We start from the raw sequence: 23,137 nt of genomic DNA on the forward strand, positions 1-23,137 counted from the left end.
AGACAAACCTTTTATCATTTCTTTTTGAAAGTCTATTTATAAAAGTGCATCGATTGCTTCTGCGTATGCTTTCTTTGGCGCTACACCCACTTGGCGACCTACAACTTCTCCATTTTGGAATACTAAAACCGTAGGTATGTTTCTTACACCATACTTAGCTGCAAACTCTTGGTTAGCATCTACATCTACTTTACCCACAACAGCTTTACCTTCGTATTCTGATGAGATTTCGTCAATGATTGGCCCTACCATACGACATGGTCCGCACCAGGCCGCCCAAAAATCTACCATTACTGGTTTGTCACTTTTTAATACTGTTTCTTCAAACGTTGCATCTGTTATTTCTAATGCCATAATATCTAATATTAATTTAATTCTACTTTAATTACACAAAATTAGTCAAAAATTCTGCCAAACCTTACAATGCTCGTATTTGTTTTGGTTATGCTTATATTGTTTTGACTTATACTAATTTAACTTGTACTTTACATCGAGGCCTTTTAGCTCATTTAGCAACTCTTGTGATATGTTTACTTTCTGAATTCTACTTGGCATGGTTAGTTTTAACTTTTCGGAATTATCGTAAACCAAAAAGTTTAAACTCTTGGTACCTTCATGCATTCTTATAAGATCTTGAAGCTTTAGAATTGTATCTTTTTCTAAATCATGAATATTTAACTGAATGGATAATTTTCTTGCATAGGTTTCCATAACATCATGCAATAATTGAAAATTATTAAACTGAATTCTTGGATCTCCCTTCTTGCCAGTATCTCTATTAGTCCAACCTTCGCGCACAAAAGCACGCACATAGACAAATGAATTTACCACAAAGAAATGCCTAAACTTTAGATAATCTTCTCCAAAAATTCTAAATTCATAACTATCTGTATAGTCTTCAATTGTGAACAATGCCCAACCTTTACCTTGCTTGCTTACACGATGCTGTACATCTGTAACAACACCACCAAAAGTAATTTCTCTATTGACTACAGCTTCCAAATCATTAAAAACAGAAACTGTACCATTACAGAAATTCTTCATTTCAATTTTGAAATCGTCTAGCGGATGACCAGAAATATATATACCAACCACTTCCTTTTCTCTTGAAAGTTTCTCCATCGTTCCCCAATCTTCACAAGGTGGTACTTGCGGTTCTGCAATCTCCACTCCACTGGCCTCACCAAACAAACTCACTTGTGCAGAATTTTCGTTTTCCTGATGTTTAGCACCATATTTCATTGCCTTTTCTAAAAAGGTAACACCATCACCATCGTGAGCAAAATATTGAGCGCGATGTGTGTCTTCAAAACAATCAAATCCGCCTGCATATGCCAGACCTTCAAATGATTTTTTGTTGGCTGCTCTTAAATCTACACGCTTTGCCAAATCAAAAATTGATTTGTAATTACCACCTTCTTTTCTGTTTTCTACAATGGTTTTAACAGCTCCATGACCAACACCTTTAATGGCTCCCATTCCGAAACGAACTGCATTATCCTGGTTTACCGAGAACTTGTAATAACTTTCGTTTACACTAGGTCCCAAAACAGGAAGTCGCATACGCTTACACTCTTCCATAAAGAAGGTTACCGACTTAATATCGTTCATATTATTAGACAGTACCGCTGCCATATATTCTGCCGGATAATGTGCTTTTAAATAAGCCGTTTGGTAAGCAATCCAAGCATAACAAGTAGAGTGCGATTTATTAAATGCATAACTCGCAAAAGCCTCCCAATCCTTCCAGATTTTCTCGAGCTTGGTTTTATCCATGCCTTTTGCAGCAGCTTGTTCAATGAATTTAGGTTTCATTTTATCTAGTACTGCCTTTTGCTTTTTACCCATGGCTTTACGTAAAACATCGGCTTCACCTTTGGTAAAATCCGCCAGTTTTTGAGACAGCAACATTACTTGCTCTTGGTAAACGGTAATCCCGTAGGTTTCTGCTAAATATTCTTCTGTTTCAGGTAAATCGTAAACAATTTCTTCATCTCCGTGTTTACGACGAATAAAACTCGGGATATATTCCATTGGACCTGGACGATACAAAGCATTCATAGCAATAAGGTCATCAAAAACCGTTGGTTTTAAATGCTTCATGTGTTTTTGCATTCCTGGTGATTCATATTGAAAAATCCCAACCGTTTCTCCTCTTTGGAATAATGCATAGGTTTCTTCGTCATCTAGTGGAAAATTCTCTGGGTCGAGCTCAATACCATGCTTTGCTTTTACAATCTTAACTGTATCTTTAATTAAGGTTAAAGTTTTAAGTCCTAAGAAATCCATCTTTAATAAGCCAGCACTTTCTACAACGGAGTTATCGAACTGGGTAACGTATAAATCTGAATCTTTTGCTACCGAAACTGGAACGTAATTAGTGATATCTCCAGGTGTAATGATAACACCACAAGCATGAATTCCTGTATTTCTAACAGAACCTTCTAATACTCTTGCCTGGTTAACTGTTTCTGCTTGTAAATCTGAACCATCAGAAATATTAAGTAGTTGATTTACCTTCTCTAATTCTTCAGCTCTAAACTTGCTTGCTAACTCTTTTTCGCTCTTACCAAATATCTTTCCGAGTTTGGACATATTTGGTATTAGTTTAGCAATATGATCTGCTTCATTTAATGGCAAATCCAACACACGTGCTGTATCTCTAATTGAAGATTTGGCAGCCATCGTACCATAAGTGATAATCTGCGCCACCTGATTGGCACCATATTTATCGATAACGTATTGCATTACACGACCACGACCTTCATCATCAAAATCGATATCGATATCTGGCATACTCACACGATCTGGATTTAAGAAACGCTCAAAAAGCAGATCGTACTTTATTGGGTCTATATTGGTAATCCACAAACAGTATGCTACTACCGAACCTGCTGCCGAACCACGACCAGGACCAACTGACACATCCATTTTTCGAGCTTCACGAATGAAATCCTCTACAATAAGGAAGTATCCAGGATAACCTGTATTTTCAATAACGCTTAACTCAAAATCGAGGCGCTCTGCTATTTCTGGTGTAATCTCTCCATAGCGCTTTTTGGCACCTTCGTATGTTAAATGCCTTAAATAGGCATTTTCTCCTCGCTTACCATTATCTACTTCATCCTCTTCATGTTTAAATTCATCTGGAATATCAAAAGCAGGTAATAATACATCACGAGCCAATTCAAAAGGTTCTATTTTGTCAACCACCTCTTGGATATTCACAATAGCCTCAGGAATATCTCTAAAGAGGGCTTTCATCTCTTCAGTTGACTTAAAATAGTATTCCTGATTTGGTAATCCGTAACGGTAACCACGACCACGACCTATTGGTGTGGCTTGTTTTTCACCATCTTTTACACACAATAAAATATCGTGTGCGTTGGCATTTTCTTGCTCAACATAATAGGTGTTATTTGTAGCAATTAGCTTTACATCATGCTTTTGAGCAAATTGAACGAGTACTTGATTGACACGATTTTCATCTTCCTGATTGTGACGCATCAACTCAATGTACAAATCATCTCCAAAGGTATCTTTCCACCAAATCAAAGCTTCTTCAGCTTGGTTTTCACCAATATTCAGCACCTTGCTTGGCACTTCACCATAAAGGTTTCCTGTTAAGCAAATGATATCTTCTTTGTATTGCTCTATGAGTTTTTTGTCAATTCTTGGCACATAGTAAAAGCCATCTGTAAAAGCTGCAGAAGACAGCTTAGCCAAATTGTGATACCCTTTTTTATTCTTTGCCAAAAGAACGATTTGGTAACCGTTATCTTTTCGGGTTTTATCGGTATGATCTTCGCAAACAAAAAACTCACAACCAATAATAGGTTTTATTAGTTTTCCTTTCTTCTCTTCACCATTCTCTTCGGCTTCTGCATGCTGGCTTTTTACACTTTTGTTATGAGCCGAAACTGCACTTACAAAGTGAAACGCTCCCATCATATTTCCGTGATCTGTTAGCGCAACAGCAGGCATATCTTCTTTAGCTGCAGCATTAACTAAATCTTTAATACTAATAGTGGATTGTAAGATTGAGAATTGCGAGTGGTTATGCAGATGAACAAACTCAGCATCTGCCAACTTTGCAACAGCCTCTTTGTTTGTGTGTGTCGGAGTATCTTGAGTTTGCTCTTTTTGAAGCCTCGCATTAATCTTAGCACTTTCGCGTTTAAGATTAAGATGTTTTAGTCCAATTAACTGAATTGGTTGTGGATTGGCTTCTGAAAATTTCTCAAAATAATCTGGTTGAACATCTAACTGTTCTTTAGTATATTCTTTTCGTCTAACTAATTCTAAAAAACAACGTGTTGTAGCCTCAACATCGGCAGTTGCATTATGTGCTTCGGCAAATGGCTGATTAAATAAAAACTCGTGCAACTCTGTTAATGTTGGAAGCTTAAACTTTCCTCCTCTACCACCAGGAATTTTACACAATTCGGCCGTATGCTCTGTACAGGTATCCAATACTGGTAATTCTTGTAGTTGGTTTGCGACATCCTCTCTTACAAATTCGGCTCCCATAATGTTAAGATCGAATCCAACATTCTGACCAACCACAAATTTAGTTTTCTCTAAAACAGCATTAAATTTTTCTAAAACTTCGGCAAGAGAAATACCTTGTTCTGCTGCCAATTCTGTAGAAATACCATGAATTTTCTCAGCATCATAAGGTATATTAAAACCATCTGGTTTAACTAAATAATCTTGATGATCTATACAATTACCCATCGCATCATGCAACTGCCATGCTATCTGAATACACCTTGGCCAATTATCTGTATCTGTGATTGGTGCATCCCAACGCTTTGGTAAACCTGTGGTTTCAGTATCGAAGATTAAGTACATAAATTACCTGTTTTAGACCTTGAAAAAGAGTATGAATTTGTCGTAAAAATAGCCCTTAAAATTACATAGAATTTCGACTTATTTGAAGGTAAGTTGTTAAGAGTTTTAAACATAAAAAAAGCCACGCAAAAGCGTGGCTTCATCTTAACCTAACCTAGAAGGAATTATGACAATACTTCTTCATATAATTTCACAGAATTGATTGCTGCTTCAATCGAATTTCTTTGCTCACGCAACAATTCAATTAATCTTGATGGAAAATTATTATTACTTAACAATTCATTATATTCATCTAAACTAGCTTTCTCGCCTCTTAAGGCTTCTTCTAGAATTGTTTCTTCATTATTTGAAGAAAAGGTTGCTCTTAAACTCATCCAATTTCTATGCATTGTTCCTTTAAAACTTCCTGAATCTTCCGGAATTTCGCCATAAGTGATGATTTCTGTTCTCAATTGGCGCGCAAATTTAGAACGTTGCTCTGCCATGTTTTTAAAGAAATTTTTTACACTTACATTATCCACTTCGGAGATTGCGTTAATGTAACCTTTCTCGGCGTCGTAATTTTTCACTAGCAGTTCATTTAACTTGTCTGAAATTTTTTTCTCGTACTTCATAATATCTTTATTCATTTTTTAATTTCAATAAGTTCTTTATAGATGCGTATTGTTTCACATCTGCATTTATAGTATAACATTCATATACCTTGAAGTCAAGTTATTTAACACCATTTAATAGTCTTTAACAGCCTTTAACAAAAAAGCGCTATTTGAAAATTTCAAATAGCGCTTTTATATATAATTCAGTACTTTTATTAAACCTGAAGATAATCTGGCACTCCGTCGCCATCTGTATCATCGTTAGTTGGGTCTCCGTCCATGTTAGCATCTTCATTTATAGTTGATATACCATCTCCATCATCGTCTGTATCTAAATAGTCTGCATCTCCATCACCATCAGTATCTGTAGGGTTTCCATCAGCATCTAATTGTAATTCAACAGAGGTTGGGACATTATCGCCATCATCGTCGTTATCTAAATAATTTGCAACACCATCTCCATCAGTATCGTCATTGGTTAAATCACCATCTCCATTAAAATCTTCAAAAACATTTGGTACTCCATCACCATCATCATCACCACAATCTAAACCATCTATTTCAGCTTGTATTGAACCATCTTCATCTCCACAATAATTTATCTGCTCCTGAAGATATAGTTGGTACTGAGCGCATTTCTCATCAAACTCACCCATGGTTGCCGTATTGTACTGTACTTCAGCTTCGTTTCTATTAGTTGTAGCCATTTCGCAACTTATTTGGCATGCTCCTAAATCATCTATCATTTGCTGAATTGAACCATCTAAATCTCCACAATAATCACGCTGAGTCATTAAAGCTTGCCTATATGCTTCACAAGCAGTTTCAAAACCTGTAGCATCTATAAATCCGTCATCACCAACTTGTTGAGCCATAACATATGAAGCTTCTGCAGCTTCCGAAGCCATTTGGGTATCTACACAAGTAACTGGATCCGCAGGAATTGAACCAGAAATTAAAGGCACTTTGTAAAATACACCGCCATAAATTGGTCCATTTTGTCCTGTTACAGGATCCACACCTGTTTCACCTGTTAATCCTGTGAAATTAACTGACTGTAAGCCTGACGCATTAAAAGCCGTAAATCTAAAGGTGCCTGTAAACCTATTATTATCAATCTCGTTTAATCTTATCTCACCATATTCAGGATATATAGAAACATCAGGATGTGGTCTATTATTAGTAGAAAACACAGTACCATCTGCAGTCGTAAAACGAGCCTCTATAGTATTAACATCTCCAAAAACATAAACACCTACAGCTACTGTAGGTATTATCAATTCTAGGGTTTCTATATTATTAGTTCCAAAAAGTGTTAAAAATCCATTTTCATCAATACTTGCTGAAAAGGCTTTTGCTCGCCAAGACGTTCCGTCCAACGACCCTTGAAATGCAGGAGTATTAAATTCAACTTCATCACCACAGCTAAATACTGATAATAAGATAAGAGATAAGACTATTAATTTTTTCATTATTAAAGCGGAAATTAATGGTTGTTTCAAATATAACGAAACAAGAATCCCAAAAGTATAATATTTTTTTATACTAGACTCACTCTTAGACTGCACTTTTGTTTAAAGTGGTAATCTTTTAGTTAAAATGGGCAAAAGGCTTTAAAATCAAAAAAATGTATTATCTTTGCGCCCTCATTAATAACAGAGGTCGAGAACCTCATTAATTAATTATTATGCCTGTAAAAATTAGATTACAAAGACACGGTAAAAAAGGAAAGCCTTTTTACTGGATCGTAGCAGCGGATTCTCGCGCTAAAAGAGATGGTAAATACTTAGAAAAATTAGGTGCTTACAATCCAAACACAAACCCTGCAACTATTGACCTTGATGTAGATGGAGCTGTAAAGTGGTTAGAAAATGGTGCACAACCAACTGACACTGCTAAAGCAATTTTATCTTACAAAGGTGCTTTATTAAAAAAGCATTTAGCAGGTGGTGTAAAAAAGGGGGCTTTAACTGAAGAGCAAGCAGAAGCTAAATTCAACGCTTGGTTAGAAGAAAAAGCAGCTAAAGTACAAGCTAAAGCTGATGGCTTATCTAAAGCAGATGCCGATGCTAAAGCAAAAGCACTTGAAGCAGAAAAAGCTGTAAACGAAGCTCGTATCGCAGCAAATGCTCCTGTAGTTGAAGAAGAAGTTGCTGAAGAGGAAACTGCTTCTAACGAAGAAGAATAAAAAATTTATTTTTATACTTTTAAACCCTGGCTTTTATTGTCAGGGTTTTTTTGTTTGATAACACTTATGAAAAAAGAAGATTGTTTTTACTTAGGGAAAATCGTAAAAAAGTATAGCTACAAAGGAGAGCTTTTAGCCAAACTAGACACTGACGAACCAGATCTTTACGAAAACATTGATGCCGTTTTTATGGATCTTAGAGGAAATCTTGTTCCTTTTTTTGTGGAAAGTTCGCAGTTACACAAATCAGATTTACTACGATTAAAGTTTGAGGATGTAGACAGCGAAGCCGATGCAGATGCCTTAATAAAGTCCGAACTTTACTTGCCATTAGACCTACTCCCTAAATTAGAAGGAGACAAATTTTATTATCACGAGGTTATTGGCTTCACCATTAAAGACAAAAACTTTGGAGAAGTTGGAGTCATCAAAGCCATTAACGACAGTACAGCCCAAGCGCTTTTTGAAATAGACAGAAATGGCACTGAAATTTTAATCCCTATGAATGATGAGTTTATCGTTAAAGTTGACAAACCCAACAAAACCATTGAAGTTGAAACACCTGACGGGTTAATAGAACTTTATACAAACCCATCCTAAATCCTTCCCAAAGGGAAGGACTTTCACTCTTATGGAAAAACCTTTTAAATTCAAGCAGTTTACAATAAAACAAGATCGCTGTGCTATGAAAATTGGCACAGATGGAGTTTTATTAGGTGCATGGACTTCTGTAAAACACAACCCTTTTAGCATTTTAGACATTGGCTCTGGCACAGGAATTCTGAGCCTTATGATAGCTCAAAGAAGCTATGCTGAGCAAATTGAAGCGATAGAAATTGATGACGATGCTTACGAGCAATGCTCTGAAAATTTTGAAAACTCACCTTGGAACGACCGCTTGTTTTGTTATCATGCTTCTCTTTTAGAGTTTGTTGAAGAAGTTGAAGATGCTTTCGATTTAATTATTTGCAACCCACCATTTTATTCCGAAGATTATAAAACCGAAAATAAATCCAGAGACTTAGCACGTTTTAACGATGCTATGCCTTTTAAACATATTATTTATGCTGTGGCACATTTACTAGCCGAAGATGGTTTATTTTCAATTGTTATTCCTAAAAAAGAGGAAGATGATTTTGTTGCTTTAGCCAATACTATAGGACTATTTCCACAGCGCATCCTCCATGTAAGGGGCAATCCTGATGCTGATGTAAAACGCAGCTTAATTGAATTCAGTTATACTCAAAAAGAGGTTGAAACTTCAGAATTAATTATTGAAACTGAACGTCATAACTACACTAAAGTTTACATCAATCTTACCAAAGATTTTTATTTGAAAATGTAACGCTTCTATTGGGCAATGATATCGATTTCGTTACTTTTGTGAAACTTATAAAATAACAGCTTCTATTTTGATAAATCTTCAAAATTAGAAGTTATAAATATCATAATAAGAATGAAACCAGATTTATTTGAAGCTCCTGACTATTATAACTTAGACGAATTACTTACTGAAGAACACAAATTGGTTCGTGATGCTGCCAGAGAATGGGTAAAACGCGATGTTTCTCCAATAATCGAGGAGGCTGCTCAAAAAGCAGAATTTCCAAAATCTATTATTGGTGGTTTAGCTGAAATTGGCGCTTTCGGGCCATATATTCCTGAGGAATATGGCGGAGCAGGTTTAGACCAGATTTCTTATGGTTTAATAATGCAAGAAATTGAACGTGGAGATTCTGGTGTACGAAGTACAGCATCTGTACAATCGTCTTTAGTAATGTATCCTATTTGGAAATATGGTAATGAAGAGCAGCGTCAAAAATACTTACCAAAATTAGCTTCTGGTGAGTGGATGGGTTCTTTTGGTTTAACTGAACCAGACCATGGAAGTAATCCAGGTGGCATGACTACCAATTATAAAGACATGGGAGACCACTACCTTTTAAATGGTGCTAAAATGTGGATTTCTAATGCTCCTTTTTGCCAGGTAGCTGTGGTTTGGGCAAAAAATGAAGAAGGTCGTATTCATGGTCTAATTGTTGAGCGTGGTATGGAAGGATTTTCTACACCTGAGACACATAACAAATGGTCGCTTAGAGCTTCTGCTACAGGTGAGCTTATCTTTGATAACGTTAAAGTTCCTAAAGAAAATCTATTACCTAACAAATCTGGTTTAGGTGCACCACTTGGTTGTTTAGATTCTGCACGTTATGGTATTGCTTGGGGAGCAATTGGTGCAGCTATGGATTGCTACGATACAGCTTTAAGATATAGCAAAGAACGTATTCAGTTCGGTAAGCCAATTGGCCAATTTCAATTACAACAAAAGAAGTTAGCCGAAATGATTACCGAAATTACAAAAGCACAATTATTGGCTTGGCGACTTGGCGTAATGCGCGAAAAAGGCACAGCAACATCAGCTCAGATTTCTATGGCAAAACGTAATAATGTGGATATGGCTATAAACATTGCTCGCGAAGCTAGACAAATGCTTGGAGGTATGGGAATTACCGGTGAGTACAGTATAATGCGTCATTCTATGAATTTAGAAAGTGTAATTACTTATGAAGGTACACATGACATCCATTTGCTAATCACAGGTCTAGATATTACTGGCTTAAACGCTTTTAAATAAAAAAATATTATTTTCTAAATACCAAAAATGCTTCTCTGAATCAGAGAAGCATTTTTCATTTTAAGGTAATCTAAAAACTTTAATGAGCCTAATTACGTATATTTAGTTATCATGAAAAACATAACAACAGTACTAATAAGCCTTGTTTTAATTCTGTTTTCTTGTGAAAAGAATGACGATTACGAATACAGTTTTAATATTTCAGATGAAAATCCGATAGACGAAATTAGTGATAGCATCGTCTCAATTCTGAGTTTAGGTGACAGCTACACTATTGGCCAAAGCGTTTGTGACACCTGCAAATTTCCTGAACAATTAAAGGATAGCCTTATGAATTCGACAGATTTTGAGAATTTTGATTTAAAAGTCATAGCTCAAACAGGTTGGACCACAACAAACCTTATAAACGCTATAAATAATGAAAACCTAGAAAGCGATTACGACTTGGTTACATTGTTGATTGGTGTGAATAATCAATATCAAAACAAGGAATTTTCACTATATGAATCAGAATTTCCTCAATTAGTTCAAATGGCAATTAATGCAGTAAATGGCAATAAAGACAAACTCATTGTTGTATCAATTCCTGATTACGCATACACTCCTTTTGGACAACAGAATTCATCTTTTGAAACTATTTCTACTGAAATAGACCAGTACAACACTTATGCTGAAGACTATTGCGCAGCTTTAGATATAACCTATGTTTATATTACTGATATAACAAGGCTAGGTATAGAGCAGCCTGAGTTGGTTGCATCAGATGGTTTGCATCCTTCTGAGTTAGCCTATTCAAAATTTGTTCAACGTATACTTCCACGTGCTTTAGAAAAAATTGAATGAGATTACCAACATCATTTGATTTCTGTTTATTTTAGTTGAAAATGTTTCTGAATGTCTTCAAAAACCAGATTAGATAAAGCATATAATAATGCACCAATCATTTCATTTGACGATACGAGCAAGTTTATACTCTTTAGTGATTGTCATAGAGGCGATAATAGTTTTGCTGATGATTTTGCGAACAATAGAAATATTTACTTTCATGCCTTAAAGCATTATTACAATGAAGGTTTTAGCTATTGCGAACTTGGTGATGGCGATGAACTATGGGAAAATCTTTCCTTTGAATCTATACTCAACGCACACAAAAATGTCTATTTGCTTATGAAGCAATTTCATGAAGAAAACAGACTGCATATGATTTGGGGAAATCATGATATGGTATATCGTGACCCTAAATATGTTGAAAAAACCTTATCAACTTATTTTGATCCAAAAGTAGGTGAAGATGTTGAGCTCTTTTGCGACATCAACTATCATGAAGGTATCGTCTTAAAACACACAAAAACAGAACAAGAATTATTTCTCTGTCATGGTCATCAAGCCGATTGGTGGAATTACTTATTTTGGAGGTGGAGTCGTTTTATGGTTCGTATTTTATGGAAACCGCTAAATGTTATGGGTATTGCAGACCCAACAAGTCCTGCCAAAAACTACAAAGAACTTATAAAAGTAGAACGACGCACTAAAAAATGGATTACCGAAAATAATAACTTAATCACAGTGACTGGTCATACACACAGACCACGATTTCCTGAGCCTGGAGATATTGCTTTTTTTAATGATGGTAGTTGTGTACACCCAAGAAGCATCACAGGACTTGAGATTGAGAACGGAAGTATTTCACTCATTAAATGGCAAATTGTGACTACCGAAGATGGTACTCTAAAAATAGATCGCTTTTTGCTTGAAGGACCTACGCCTTTGATTGAATATAAAACCGAATAATTTTAGCTCTCAGGCGCCAACTCTACTTCTAAACCTTCCAACTCTGGCGTAATTGGTATCTGACAACCTAATCTAGAATTGTCTTTTACATAAAATGCTTCAGAAAGCATAGCTTCTTCGTCGTCCTGCATTTCGGGTAACTCGGTATCACTTAGAACATAGCATTGACACGATGCGCACATAGCCATACCACCACAAACACCAATAGTACCTTCTGGAGCAAGCTCGTAAGAACGAACTACTTCCATAAGATTCATAGCCATATCTGTTGGTGCTTCAATCTTATGGGTTACGCCATCCCGATCTATAATTGTTATATTAACGTCTTGATTTTCCAAATTCAAATTACTTACTCTATTGCTTTAACAACTGCTTTTGGTGCTTCCTTACGCGTACCATCAAAACCATCGATACCTGAAACTGTTGTATATTTTAACACATAGCGTTTGCCAGGATTAATAATTTTGTAAGCTGCCTGACACATTAAAGTAGCTTCATGAAAACCACAAAGAATTAATTTTAATTTCCCTGGATAAGTATTTCCATCACCAATAGCAAAAATACCAGGAATATTAGTTTGGTAATCTAACGCATTGTTAACCTTAATAGCATTCTTTTCTATTTCCAGTCCCCAATTTGCAATTGGCCCTAACTTAGGGGAAAGTCCAAATAGTGGCACAAAATGATCACACTCTATTTCGAATTCCTTCTCAATATGTTGCGCTTGTTTGACAACAACCGCATTTACTTTTTTATCACCAACAATACCGATAACCTCTGCAGGAGTGATTAAGTTAATTTTCCCTTTATTTTTTAGCTCCTGTACTTTCTCAACAGAATCTAAGTGACCTCTAAACTCATTTCTACGATGAATTAAGGTAACCTCTGAAGCAACATCGCTTAAAAATATACTCCAGTCTAATGCAGAATCTCCTCCTCCAGCAATAACAACTTTTTTATCTCTGTAGAGTTCTGGCTCTTTAATCATATACTCTACTCCTTTATCCTCAAAATCTGTAATATTATGAATTAAAGGTTTTCTAGGTTCAAAGCTACCTAAACCACTTGCTATAGCAACAACTGGTGCTTGGTGTTTTGTTCCTTTATTTGTTGTAACAATAAATGTACCGTCTTCTTGTTTTTCTACAGTATCAGCACGTTCACCTAATGTAAAACCTGGCTCAAACTGTTTGCACTGTTCTAGCAGATTTTTTGTAAGATCATCTGCTAATATCTCAGGGAACCCTGGTATATCGTATATTGGTTTTTTAGGATAAAGTTCTGAACACTGACCGCCAGGTTGTGGTAATGCATCTATTAAATGACATTTTAATTTTAAAAGTCCTGCTTCAAATACAGCAAAAAGACCTGTTGGTCCGGCGCCAATTATAATTATATCTGTTGTAATCATGTAAAAAAAGAATTGGAGACAAATTTATGAATGCATTGCAATCTAAATTGTGACAAAAGTCACACAATACTATTCAACATTAATGACTCTTTCTATTTGTGGAGCGTATTTTTTAATTGTCATCTCAACACCTGATTTTAAGGTCATTTGATTAACACTGCAAGATGTACACGCACCTGTTAATTGCACTTTTACCAACTTATCATCATCAATAGATAATAAATTGATGTCTCCACCATCACTTTGTAGAAACGGACGAATTTCGTCTAGCGCCTTTTCTACGTTTATTTTAAGTTCTTCTGAGCTCATCTATTATTTCTTTACTGCAGAACATCCTGCCATTGTTGTTATCTTTATTGCTTCGGTTGCTGGTAAATTTTCATTTCTATTCACAACTTCCTGCACTACATTTCTTGTAATATCTTCAAAGGCTTTTTCTACTGGTGTTGCCGTTTGTAGAGCTGCAGGCCTTCCTAAATCGCCAGCTTCTCTGATGCTTTGTACTATAGGTACCTCACCTAAGAATGGCACCTCTAAATCTTCAGCTAAATTCTTTGCGCCTTCTTGTCCGAAAATATAGTATTTATTTTCTAGCAACTCAGCAGGTGTAAAATACGCCATATTTTCAATGATACCCAACACAGGTACATTGATACTGTCTTGCTGAAACATTGCAACTCCTTTTTTAGCATCTGCTAAGGCTACATTTTGAGGTGTACTTACTACTACAGATCCTGTAATTGGCATTGCCTGCATAAGACTAAGGTGAATATCTCCTGTTCCTGGAGGCAGGTCTAATAACAGAAAATCTAATTCACCCCAAGCGGCATCAAAAATCATCTGATTTAACGCTTTTGAAGCCATAGGACCTCTCCAAATCACGGCCTGATCTGGTTTAGTAAAGAATCCTATAGACAATACTTTAACTCCATAATTTTCTATAGGCTTCATTTTAGATTTACCATCTACGTTAACTGAAAGTGGTCTTTCGTTAGCCACATCGAACATAATAGGAATGGACGGACCGTAAATATCAGCATCTAAAACGCCAACCTTAAAGCCCATTTTGGCCAAGGTAACCGCTAAATTCGCCGTAACTGTAGATTTACCTACTCCACCTTTACCTGATGCAACAGCAACGATATTTTGAATACCAGGAATTGGTTTTCCTTTTATCTCATTTGTTATTGGCTTTGCCGGAGCATCAACCTTTACATTTACCTTTATTTTTGCTTTTTCATAAACCTCTTTATGAATAGTCTGTAGAATTTCTACTTCAGTTTTTTTCTTGGCCTGCAGACTTGGATTCTTTATAGTTATATCTACTATAACCTCATCTGCAAATGTTACAACATTAGTTACTGCACCACTATCTACCATATTTTCACCCTCACCTGGAGCTGTTATGGTTTTTAAGGCTTCTAATATATCTTTCTTATTAAGTTTCACGTTTTTATCTAGATTTAATCTAAATGCAAAGATACGCAATAAACCTAGATTTGAGAAGAGGAATACTTGAAGTTATTTATATACAAATTGACAGAACAAATACTTGTTTATTAGCACAATTATAAAAATTTAGTCATTCAAAAACATCCATTTCAGTTTCTGAGATATCGTTATTGAATCTCTATTAGCTAGCCTTTGTTTTGTCTTCTCAATAATTGAGTCTGATTGAAATTGGGAATAGTTAATAAAGCCCTCAAACTCATTTGAATAAAAAACCTTGTCAAAGGATCTAAACTTAACACGTAGCTTTGTTTTATAATCCCCTTTATATCTTTTAACAGTAGTAAGTAAATAATGCTTAGGCTTTAAAACATAATCTCTGTGACCTGTTCCACATAAAAATCCGTATTGCTCAAAATATTCAACAGGTTTCCACTCATTATTTTTATCCTTAGCCTCAAGTAAAATAAAGAGCTCTGTTGCTATAGGTGCTTGAATTACAGTTTGACTCTCGCCATAATTATATATGTATACTGGATAAGTTTTATAATGGACTCTTTTTCTTTGTTCCATTTTTAATAATAATTCCTCAAACTCTTTATCAGTATCATATTCGTATTCATACTCATAAACCCCATTTTCATTATCATAAATAGAATCCTTGATCTTAGGTGGTGGAGGTGGCGGAATACTAAAAAAATTAAACTCACTAGTATGAAAATCTAAATTCTTATCATCTACAAAAACTTTTAAACTGTCGTGAGTATAGAAGTTTTCATCGTACTCACTAAAATAGTTTTGTTCATTTTCTTCTTTGTCATTCAAATTAACAGAATCCTTAAAGTTTATTGCATAAACAACAGGATTTGCTGCTAACATTAATTTTGAATCCTCCGAGATAATACTATCAAATTCTTGAGTTGTAATTATAGGATAGGCCTCAATACTATCTCTGCCTGTGCATGAAAACAGACAAATAAGAAAAAATACAACGATACTCTTTTTCATAGGAGAGGAAAAAGCAAAAACCATACCTAGATTTCTTTTGAAGGATCCCAAAACAAAGCTTCAAAATTTTGTATTTGATTATCCACAACCTCAACACCTTCATTTTCGAGCAATTGTTGCATAAGGTTTGTACCTTCAAAATGATGCTTACCTGTTAATAATCCTTTTCTGTTAACAACACGATGTGCTGGTACATCTTTTTCTCCAGAACTATTCATTGCATAACCAACAATACGAGCACTTTTTGTTGCGCCGAGATACTTAGCGATTGCACCATAACTCGTAACTCTTCCTGAAGGGATTTGCCTTGCCACTTCATAAACCTTTTCAAAAAAACCAAGGGTTTCAGGTTTCATTATAACTCTTTGAGAATATTAATTAATGTAACTAATGCTACTAAACCTGTAATGATACCGATACTATAATTCATGCTTTTTTGAGAGGTAAACTTCTTGTCTTTTATCTTATCAAAAAAGAAAATATAGAAATACAACATTACAAATGTTCCCATAGCTGCGCCTGTTACATAGGTTACGATGCTAGTTTTTTCAAAATTCATCCAACCAAAAGACGACAAGGTAATTGTCATATAGGCCTGATAAGGAATTGGAAACACATTGAGCGCAGACAAAAGCATACCATGAAAAAAGCGACTTTGCTTACTCATAACATCTGCTTCCTCTACATTGGTTTCTTTTTGATTTCTTGCTATAACCAAAAAGTAAATAGTTATTAGTACAAAAATCACAAAAGCAACGCGCTGAAGTATTTCTACAATGTCTGGTCTGTTAGATAAATAGCGTGCAAAAATAGCGGCCAAATACGTCTGAATAAATACTACTAAGCAAACACCTGATGAGAACGTAATACCACGACCTGGACCTTCTTTTAAACTAATTTTAGCGGCTGTCATGTTAAGCAAACCTGGCGGAATTACACCAACAAGTGCCACAAAAAGTCCGAGGAAGAAAACAACTGTAATACTCAAGTTTTAGTTGATTTTGAATCTAATATACGTAATTGCTTTGTCTTTTTCTAAATACTGGTTCTCATAAAAAGTTTGTATTTGTGTAACTTCTTCAGGACTACCTTCTAACTTATAAACATTATGATTTGCGTATAATACTTCATAACCCAAGCCATGTAATAGTCCTAACGTATAACCGTGCATAAACTCACTATCGGTTTTAAGATGCATTAGACCATCTGGTTTTAAAATTTTTTTATAACGATCCAAAAACTGAATGTTTGTTAATCTGTGCTTTGTTCTTTTATACTTTATTTGAGGGTCTGGAAACGTAATCCAAATTTCATCAACTTCATTTTCTTCAAAAACATATTCTATAAGTTCAATTTGGGTTCTTATAAAAGCCGCGTTATCAATATCTTCTTCAATTGCTGTTTTTGCTCCTCTCCAAAACCTGGCTCCTTTTATATCTATCCCAATAAAATTTTTATTTGGATAACGTTGAGCTAAGCCTACTGTATATTCACCTTTACCACAACCTAGCTCTAGCACTAGTGGATTTTCGTTTTTAAATACTTTCTCTCGCCATTTTCCTTTTAAATTATACGTTGCTTCTGTTAGCTCTTTTCTGGCCGGTTGAAACACATTATTAAAGGTTTCGTTTTCTTTAAATCTTTTGAGTTTATTTTTACTTCCCACGTTTTACTGCTTATTAATAATTTGGTAAAATTAAGGAAACATTTTAAGGTTTATCTTTGCTTTTGATGAAAAGGATTTTAGTAGCTCCATTAAATTGGGGTTTAGGACATGCAACCAGAAGCATTCCTATAATAAATGCTTTAATAGCAAATAGTTTTGAACCCGTTATTGCCAGTGATGGTGAAGCGCTTAGGCTATTAAAAAAAGAGTTTCCTCAACTTCAGGCTCTTGAGCTTCCTTCATACAATATTACATACTCTAAAAAAGCAAATAGTTTTAAACTAAAGCTTATTAAAGACTCTCCTAGTTTATTAAAAACAATAAAAAGAGAGAAAAAGGTTACTGAAAGCCTTGTAAAATCTGAAAATATTTCTGGAATAATTTCTGACAATAGATTTGGTGTTAGAGATAAAGGTGTTCCATCTGCATTTGTTACACACCAATTGCGTGTATTAAGCGGAAGTACAACTTGGTTAAGCTCTAAACTACATCAAAAAATAATTTCTAAGTTTGATGAATGCTGGGTACCAGACCACAAAGGAACAAAGAATTTAAGTGGAAATTTAGGGCATATTGAAGGATTTGAATCTTCTATTAAATACTTAGGTCCTTTAAGCAGATTTGAAAAAAAAGACTTGGAAAAACAGTATGATCTTCTTGTTGTTCTATCTGGACCAGAGCCTCAACGTTCATTTTTAGAAGTAAAGCTACTTGATGAGCTGCAGTCCTTTGATGGTAAAGTTTGTTTTGTAAAAGGTGTTATTGAAAATGAACAACGCAAAACAAAAATTAATCACATAACCACCTACAATTTTATGGCAAGCCAAGAACTTGAAACTGCTTTAAACGAAAGTAAACTTGTTTTAAGCAGATCTGGCTACACCTCTATTATGGATTATGCAAAGCTTGAAAAGAAAGCATTTTTAATACCTACACCAGGACAATTTGAACAAGAATATTTAGCAAGAAAATTTAAAGAAGAGCGTGTTGCACCTAGCTGTAAACAAAACGATTTTAAAATTGAAATGCTGAATGAAATTGAAAATTACTCTGGCTTTAAATATTTGCAGTACAATCTTAATTATAAAAAATTATTCGGCCTTTTCTAAGGTAAACGAAAACTCACTACCCACACCCAACTCGCTCTCTACGTACATCTTTTCATCATGAGCTTCAATAATATGTTTCACTATCGATAAACCCAAACCTGAGCCACCTTCTTTTCTAGAACCACTCTTATCAACTCTATAAAAACGCTCAAATAAACGAGGTACATTTTCTTTTTTTATACCCTCACCATTATCAGTTACTCTTATAATAGCTTTGTTTTTTATAAGGTTCTCTATACTTACTTCTGTCGTTCCTTTTTCTCTACCATACTTTATAGAATTAACTATTAAGTTGGTTAGTACCTGCTGTATTCTTTCAATATCTGCGTAAACCATAATTGGCTCTGGATATTCCATATCAAAAGTAAGTGTAATTCGCTTTTTTGCAGCTTTCATTTCAAAAAGCTCAAAAACATTTTGAACAAGTTTTACAATATCAAACTTCTCTTTATTAAGGCTAAGGTCTCCTACCTCTAGCTTGGTAATCATGTCTAAATCCTTAATAATATACGTTAAGCGTTCTACACCTTTACTAGCCCTTTGCAGATACTTTTTTCTTATTTTTTCATCATCTATACCACCATCTAACAAAGTGTCTATGTAACCCTGAACCGTAAATAAAGGTGTTTTAAGTTCGTGCGAAACATTACCTATAAATTCCTTTCTATACTCTTCTCTTACTTTTAATGTTTCTATTTCTATTTTCTTATCTCTGGCGTATTTATCAATTTCCCTTGTTAGGGTTCCCATATCTGTTGTTATAGGTTGTCGCCTTAGACTAGTTGACTCTAAAAGCGTTAAATCATCATAGATTTTCTTAACTCTTTTATAAATGAAACGTTCTACCCTATATTGAATAATTACAAAACACAATGAAAAGCAAATGAGAGGAAAAAAAACAACCTGCCAATTAAATGTGTGATAGTAATACAAAAAAACACTCACTAGGAGTGTTGTAAAAATTGTAACATACAACGAAGTTCTAAAAGCGAACTTATATGTTTTTTTTATGTTTCTTTTCTGCATTAGTCTACAAACTTGTACCCAACACCTTTTACAGTTTTAAAAGATTTATCACCAATCTTTTCGCGAAGTTTTCTAATGTGTACGTCTATCGTTCTTCCACCAACTACGACTTCATTACCCCAAACTTTATCTAAAATTTCTTCACGTTTAAAAACCTTACCAGGCTTGGTTGCTAACAAAGATAATAATTCAAACTCTTTTCTAGGCAGAATAATTTCTTCACCATTTTTAGTGATTTTATATTCTTCTCTATTGATTATTAAATCACCTATCTTAATAGACTCATTAGGATTTTCTGTATCCTTAAGTCTTCTAAGCAGTGCTTTTACCTTGCTAACAAGCACTTTTGGTTTTATTGGTTTTGTTATATAATCATCAGCACCTGCATCAAAACCAGCAACCTGAGAATAGTCTTCTCCTCTTGCGGTTAAAAACGTGATAATGGTATTATTGAGTTTAGAATCCTGACGAATACGCTCACAAGCTTCAATACCATCCATCTCTGGCATCATAACATCAAGTATAATTAAATGTGGTTTGTGCTTCTTAGCTTTTTCAATAGCTTCTACACCGTTTTCACCCGTTATAACTTGGTAACCTTCTGAAGATAAGTTATAACCTACAATTTCTAAGATATCTGGCTCGTCATCTACCAATAGTATCTTAATATCCTTTTTTTTCACTGTTAAGATAATTTTAAGCTTGCGTAAAGATAAAATATATCTCATTAAGTAGGTCTTTTATGAAAATTGATAACAATTCTCTAACATTGAAATTTAATGATATGATTTCAAAACAATTACTCAGACACGCATGTTAACTTATTGTAAAAAAGCACATTGTTGACAAAAACACCCTCTAAAACTCAGTATTTGTTAGTATATTTACAATCTAATTATTTAAAAATCAATTATGAAAAAACTTTACTTTTTGTTTGTAACGATGTTAGTTACTTCATTGTCTTTCGGGCAAGATTTAATTATTACCGGAGCTTTTGATGGCCCTCTTACTGGTGGTACACCAAAAGGGGTTGAAATATATGTTGTTAATGACATTGCAGATTTAAGTACTTACGGTATAGGAAGTGCAAATAATGGAGGTGGAACTGACGGTGTAGAATTTACATTCCCTGCAGATGCTGTTACTGCTGGTTCCTTTATCTATGTTGCAACTGAAGCTGTTGAATTTGCGAACTTTTTTGGTTTCGCTCCAAATTATACTACAGGTGCTATGGGTATCAATGGTGATGACGCTGTAGAACTGTTCTCTAATGTTGATACAACTCCAGTAGTAATCGATGTATTTGGAACTATTGATTGCGATCCTAATGCAGGTGGATCTACGTGTCCTGAGTGGGAACATACAGATGGATGGGCATATAGGTTAGATAGTACAGGACCTGAAGGCTCAACATTTACTTCGAGCAATTGGACTTACAGTGGCACAAACCAATTAGAAGGGGGTGCAACTAACGCCACATGTACTTCACCTTTTCCTATCGGTACATTTAGTTATTCAGGATCACCCTGTGGTGTTGTTTTAGGCGCTGAAACATACCTGTGCCAAAGTAGCACTATTGGTGATAATAATGATGGTGTTACTTTAGAAATTCCTTACACTGGTTCTAATAATACTATTGTATCTGTTTCAGTGACAGGAGGAACGCAAGGCGGTGATAACCCAGCTGTTACTGCTGATGGTACAATCACTATTTCTGGTTTAACTGAAGGAGATGCATGGAGTGTAACTCTAAATGGTGGTGACTGCGATGGTACAACGACTTCTGGTATAGTGCCAGCTGCACAATGCGATCCAACTCCAAGTACATGTTATGACCTTAGTTTTGGTCCTGAATTATTCGAATTAGTTACTGTAGCATCAAATTCTGATAATGATGAATGGACTGAAGCTGGAGGAACATACTCTATGAATGGCTTCTGTGGTGGTGGATGTATGGAAGAGTCTAATACGTGGTTAATTTTTGGCCCATTAGATATGACAGGTGTATCTGATTTAGAATTAATTTTTGACGCTACCGAAGGTTTTGATGGTTCGGAATTAAACATTCAATATACAACAGACTATAGTTCTAACTGTCCTGATGGTGCTGCTTGGAACTCTGTTTTAACCGTTAGTGCATCTGGCTCATACAGTGCAGATTTATCTGGTGTATCTGGAACAGATGTTTTTGTAGGGATACAATATTTAGATAGTGACGGAAGTTTCTCTTCTTGGGATGTTTCAAATGTGAGCTTAGCTGCATTTGGTTCTTGTCCTACTTTAGGAGTAAGACCTACTTCTAATTGTGCAGTTTGCGATGTAGCTTTAGGTACAGAATCTTACACTTGTAACACTAATACTACTGGCGATAACAACGATAGTGTAACTGTAAATATTCCTTATACAGGTTCTGATGCTACTATCACTTCTGTTTCAACAACTTCGACAGGAACAGTTGGAGGAGATAATCCTGCAACAATAGCAGATGGTACTATTACAATTACTGGTCTAAGTGAAGGTGATGCTTGGGATTTAACTATTAATGGTGGCGATTGTGATGGCACAACTCTATCAGGAACCATCCTTGCCGCTCAGTGTGATCCAGTTACTACAGATTTGGTTATAAATGAAATCTTAGCTGATCCTGCTGGCGACATTACTGGTGATGCAAATGGAGATGGCACCAGAGATGGTTCTCAGGATGAATTTGTAGAGTTATATAACGTAGGTACTAGTAGCTTAGATATTTCTGGATTTACCATTGAAGATGGTTTTGGTTTGAGACACACTTTCCCAGCCGGAACTGTTGTACCTAGCAATGGTTTTATAACTGTTTTTGGTGGAGGAACACCTTCATCAAGTATCCCAGGCATTGTTCAAGTTGCTAGTGAAGGAGGTTTAGGATTAAATAATGGTGGTGATGATGTTATTGTTAAAAATGGTTCTGGTATAGTAGTTGTTTCTTATACTTATGTTGGTGCAACAGACCAATCTGTAGGACGTAGCCCTGATTTTACAGGTATGTTTGTAGACCACTCAACTATTTCAGGTAATGGTGGTGCGTTATTCTCACCAGGTAATGAAAATGACGTTACACTTTCTGTAGGAAATGTTACTAATACAACTTTTAGTATTTATCCTAACCCAACAAGTACTGGTAAAGTAACGATTACATCGTCTAATACTGACACTATAAGTGTACAAGTATTTGATGTTCTTGGTAAGCAAGTTAAAAATCAAACTTTAACAAATAACACACTTAATGTGTCTGATTTAAACACAGGTGTATATATTTTAAAGATTACTCAAAACAATGCTACTACGACTAAAAAGTTAGTTATTAAATAATCATTGTTTTTATATATAAATAAAGCGCAGCTAAGATTTAGCTGCGCTTTTTTATT

At 35.1% G+C, this 23,137-nt stretch carries 22 protein-coding genes; 8 read left to right on the plus strand and 14 right to left on the minus strand.

Features of this window, described 5'->3' with window-relative positions; all coding sequences use genetic code 11:
• Positions 1–36: 36 nt before the first annotated feature.
• The 4 genes from trxA to V1468_RS02510 all read right to left on the minus strand — a co-directional run bounded on the left by trxA (position 37) and on the right by V1468_RS02510 (position 6,922).
• Positions 37–354 carry a thioredoxin gene (gene trxA, locus V1468_RS02495; RefSeq protein WP_331808676.1) on the minus strand — a complete coding sequence of 106 codons (318 nt, stop codon included), beginning with the start codon at positions 352–354 and terminating at the stop codon, positions 37–39.
• Between the two features lie 114 nt (positions 355–468).
• A complete protein-coding gene (gene dnaE / locus V1468_RS02500; RefSeq protein ID WP_331808677.1) occupies positions 469–4,854 on the minus strand; it encodes a DNA polymerase III subunit alpha in 4,386 nt (1,461 codons plus the stop codon).
• Positions 4,855–5,018: 164 nt separating this feature from the next.
• Positions 5,019–5,483 carry a ferritin-like domain-containing protein gene (locus V1468_RS02505; RefSeq protein ID WP_331808678.1) on the minus strand — a complete coding sequence of 155 codons (465 nt, stop codon included), beginning with the start codon at positions 5,481–5,483 and terminating at the stop codon, positions 5,019–5,021.
• 182 nt (positions 5,484–5,665) lie between these two features.
• A complete protein-coding gene (locus V1468_RS02510) occupies positions 5,666–6,922 on the minus strand; it encodes a DUF6252 family protein (protein ID WP_331808679.1) in 1,257 nt (418 codons plus the stop codon).
• 215 nt (positions 6,923–7,137) lie between these two features.
• On the opposite strand from V1468_RS02510, the gene V1468_RS02515 reads away from it, so the two are divergent.
• From V1468_RS02515 to V1468_RS02540, 6 genes are all read left to right on the plus strand, one after another.
• Positions 7,138–7,638, plus strand: coding sequence for a 30S ribosomal protein S16 (locus tag V1468_RS02515; protein ID WP_331808680.1), 501 nt, complete (start codon positions 7,138–7,140; stop codon positions 7,636–7,638).
• A gap of 66 nt (positions 7,639–7,704) precedes the next feature.
• Positions 7,705–8,238, plus strand: a complete 534-nt coding sequence (rimM, locus tag V1468_RS02520) for a ribosome maturation factor RimM (RefSeq protein ID WP_331808681.1) — start codon at positions 7,705–7,707, stop codon at positions 8,236–8,238.
• 31 nt (positions 8,239–8,269) lie between these two features.
• The gene (locus V1468_RS02525) at positions 8,270–8,983 is read left to right on the plus strand and encodes a tRNA1(Val) (adenine(37)-N6)-methyltransferase (protein ID WP_331808682.1); all 714 of its coding nucleotides are present in this window, start codon (positions 8,270–8,272) and stop codon (positions 8,981–8,983) included.
• A gap of 111 nt (positions 8,984–9,094) precedes the next feature.
• Positions 9,095–10,273 (plus strand): acyl-CoA dehydrogenase family protein, encoded by a 1,179-nt coding sequence (locus tag V1468_RS02530; RefSeq protein ID WP_331808683.1) that lies wholly within the window; start codon positions 9,095–9,097, stop codon positions 10,271–10,273.
• Positions 10,274–10,384: 111 nt separating this feature from the next.
• Positions 10,385–11,116: an SGNH/GDSL hydrolase family protein gene (locus V1468_RS02535; protein WP_331808684.1), complete on the plus strand. Its 732-nt coding sequence runs from the start codon at positions 10,385–10,387 to the stop codon at positions 11,114–11,116.
• Between the two features lie 51 nt (positions 11,117–11,167).
• A complete protein-coding gene (locus tag V1468_RS02540; protein ID WP_331808685.1) occupies positions 11,168–12,064 on the plus strand; it encodes a metallophosphoesterase family protein in 897 nt (298 codons plus the stop codon).
• 2 nt (positions 12,065–12,066) lie between these two features.
• On the opposite strand, the gene V1468_RS02545 is transcribed toward V1468_RS02540, so the two are convergent.
• From V1468_RS02545 to trmB, 8 genes are all read right to left on the minus strand, one after another.
• Positions 12,067–12,402 (minus strand): 2Fe-2S iron-sulfur cluster-binding family protein, encoded by a 336-nt coding sequence (locus V1468_RS02545; RefSeq protein WP_331808686.1) that lies wholly within the window; start codon positions 12,400–12,402, stop codon positions 12,067–12,069.
• Positions 12,403–12,413: 11 nt separating this feature from the next.
• Positions 12,414–13,475 (minus strand): NAD(P)/FAD-dependent oxidoreductase, encoded by a 1,062-nt coding sequence (locus V1468_RS02550; RefSeq protein WP_331808687.1) that lies wholly within the window; start codon positions 13,473–13,475, stop codon positions 12,414–12,416.
• Positions 13,476–13,544: 69 nt separating this feature from the next.
• Positions 13,545–13,784, minus strand: a complete 240-nt coding sequence (locus V1468_RS02555) for a NifU family protein (protein ID WP_331808688.1) — start codon at positions 13,782–13,784, stop codon at positions 13,545–13,547.
• Between the two features lie 3 nt (positions 13,785–13,787).
• Positions 13,788–14,924, minus strand: coding sequence for an Mrp/NBP35 family ATP-binding protein (locus V1468_RS02560; RefSeq protein WP_331808689.1), 1,137 nt, complete (start codon positions 14,922–14,924; stop codon positions 13,788–13,790).
• Positions 14,925–15,053: 129 nt separating this feature from the next.
• Entirely contained in the window at positions 15,054–15,932 is an 879-nt protein-coding gene (locus tag V1468_RS02565) for a hypothetical protein (RefSeq protein WP_331808690.1), read from the minus strand.
• 26 nt (positions 15,933–15,958) lie between these two features.
• Positions 15,959–16,288 carry an MGMT family protein gene (locus V1468_RS02570; RefSeq protein ID WP_299097269.1) on the minus strand — a complete coding sequence of 110 codons (330 nt, stop codon included), beginning with the start codon at positions 16,286–16,288 and terminating at the stop codon, positions 15,959–15,961.
• Complete coding sequence (locus V1468_RS02575) at positions 16,288–16,920, minus strand: LysE family transporter (protein ID WP_243473750.1); 633 nt, start codon at positions 16,918–16,920, stop codon at positions 16,288–16,290. Before V1468_RS02575 ends, V1468_RS02570 begins: the two co-directional genes overlap by 1 nt.
• Positions 16,921–16,923: 3 nt before the next feature.
• The gene (trmB, locus tag V1468_RS02580; RefSeq protein WP_331808691.1) at positions 16,924–17,598 is read right to left on the minus strand and encodes a tRNA (guanosine(46)-N7)-methyltransferase TrmB; all 675 of its coding nucleotides are present in this window, start codon (positions 17,596–17,598) and stop codon (positions 16,924–16,926) included.
• Between the two features lie 65 nt (positions 17,599–17,663).
• Here trmB and V1468_RS02585 point away from each other — a divergent pair, with 65 nt between their 5' ends.
• The gene (locus V1468_RS02585) at positions 17,664–18,707 is read left to right on the plus strand and encodes a glycosyltransferase (RefSeq protein ID WP_331808692.1); all 1,044 of its coding nucleotides are present in this window, start codon (positions 17,664–17,666) and stop codon (positions 18,705–18,707) included.
• Here V1468_RS02585 and V1468_RS02590 read toward each other — a convergent pair.
• Positions 18,690–19,733 carry a sensor histidine kinase gene (locus tag V1468_RS02590; protein ID WP_331808693.1) on the minus strand — a complete coding sequence of 348 codons (1,044 nt, stop codon included), beginning with the start codon at positions 19,731–19,733 and terminating at the stop codon, positions 18,690–18,692. The genes V1468_RS02585 and V1468_RS02590 overlap by 18 nt on opposite strands.
• Positions 19,733–20,416, minus strand: coding sequence for a response regulator transcription factor (locus V1468_RS02595; RefSeq protein WP_331808694.1), 684 nt, complete (start codon positions 20,414–20,416; stop codon positions 19,733–19,735). The genes V1468_RS02590 and V1468_RS02595 overlap by 1 nt, the downstream gene beginning before the upstream one ends.
• A gap of 229 nt (positions 20,417–20,645) precedes the next feature.
• Between V1468_RS02595 and V1468_RS02600 the strand changes: the two genes are divergently transcribed.
• Positions 20,646–23,081 (plus strand): lamin tail domain-containing protein, encoded by a 2,436-nt coding sequence (locus tag V1468_RS02600; RefSeq protein ID WP_331808695.1) that lies wholly within the window; start codon positions 20,646–20,648, stop codon positions 23,079–23,081.
• Positions 23,082–23,137 lie beyond the last annotated feature (56 nt).

The organism is Winogradskyella poriferorum (assembly GCF_036553625.1).
Classification (GTDB): domain Bacteria; phylum Bacteroidota; class Bacteroidia; order Flavobacteriales; family Flavobacteriaceae; genus Winogradskyella; species Winogradskyella poriferorum.